Genomic DNA, 1,049 nt, shown 5'->3' with positions numbered 1-1,049 from the left:
TAGAGCGGGATGAGATTTGTAAGAGTCGTGGGATTCCCAAATCATCGCAGTTCTGATTCAACATTCATGCTGGGAGGAGGCCAGTTTGGATGGCAGGATATTCGATGGACCTTCGCGAGCGGGTTGTAGCCGCGGTCAAGACCGATGGGCTCTCGCGACGTGCGGCGGCGGCTCGATTTGGCGTTAGCTATAGCGCGGCCATTGAGTGGCTTAAGCGTGTCGAAGAGACTGGCAGTGCTGCGCCTCGCCAGGTCGGCGGCTACAAACCGAAGAAGCTCTCGGGAGCGTGGCGCGACTGGCTGATCGAACGCTGTCACGACAGGGACTTCACCTTGCGCGACCTTGTGGCCGAACTTGGCGAGCGTGGCCTGAAGGTCGACTACCGTTCGGTGTGGGAATTCGTGCATGCCGAGAAGCTCAGTCACAAAAAAAGACGCTGATCGCCGTCGAGCAGGATCGTCCCGATATCGCGCGACGGCGGATGCAGTGGACGAAGTATCGGGGCCGGATTGATCCCACGCGCCTGGTCTTCATTGACGAGACCTGGACCAAGACCAACATGTCGCCGCTAAGCGGCTGGGCGCCGGTGGGACAGCGGATCAAAGCGAAAGTGCCGCACGGCCACTGGAAGACCATGACCTTCCTGGCCGCGCTGCGCCGCGATCGCGTCGACGCGCCTTGGTTGATCGACGGACCGATCAACGGCGAGAGATTTCTCCTCTACGTCGAGAAGGTTCTCGCGCCGACCCTCCAGCCGGGGGATATAGTCATCATGGACAATCTCGGCTCGCACAAAGGCAAGGCGGTGCGTCGCGCCATACGCGCCGCCGGCGCAAGGCTCTTCTTCCTGCCGAAATACTCGCCCGATCTCAATCCGATCGAACAGCTCTTCTCAAAACTCAAGCACTGGCTGAGAAAGGCAGCAAGCCGCACCGTCCAAACCGTCTGCGACGCGATCGGCCAAATTCTCAACCGCATCACATCCGCCGAGTGCTCACACTACTTCAAAAACTCCGGCTATGACCGAAACTAATCTCATCCCGCTCTAG

Annotated in this window: 1 protein-coding gene; it reads left to right on the top strand. The window is 59.5% G+C overall.

The window, feature by feature from the left end; translation table 11 throughout:
• Positions 1-89 precede the first annotated feature (89 nt).
• Positions 90-1,033, top strand: a protein-coding gene (locus CIT31_RS05135) for an IS630 family transposase (RefSeq protein ID WP_425350564.1) whose coding sequence is annotated in 2 segments (ribosomal slippage) — positions 90-419 and positions 422-1,033 — 942 coding nt in all. Because the reading frame shifts where the segments join, the coding sequence is not laid out codon by codon here.
• The last annotated feature ends 16 nt before the right edge of the window (positions 1,034-1,049 follow it).

This window comes from Mesorhizobium wenxiniae, from assembly GCF_002284535.1.
In the GTDB taxonomy this organism is placed as follows: Bacteria; Pseudomonadota; Alphaproteobacteria; order Rhizobiales; family Rhizobiaceae; genus Mesorhizobium; species Mesorhizobium wenxiniae.
Note: the sequence above shows the minus strand (reverse complement) of the source record. Positions and strands in the feature narration are given on the sequence as shown.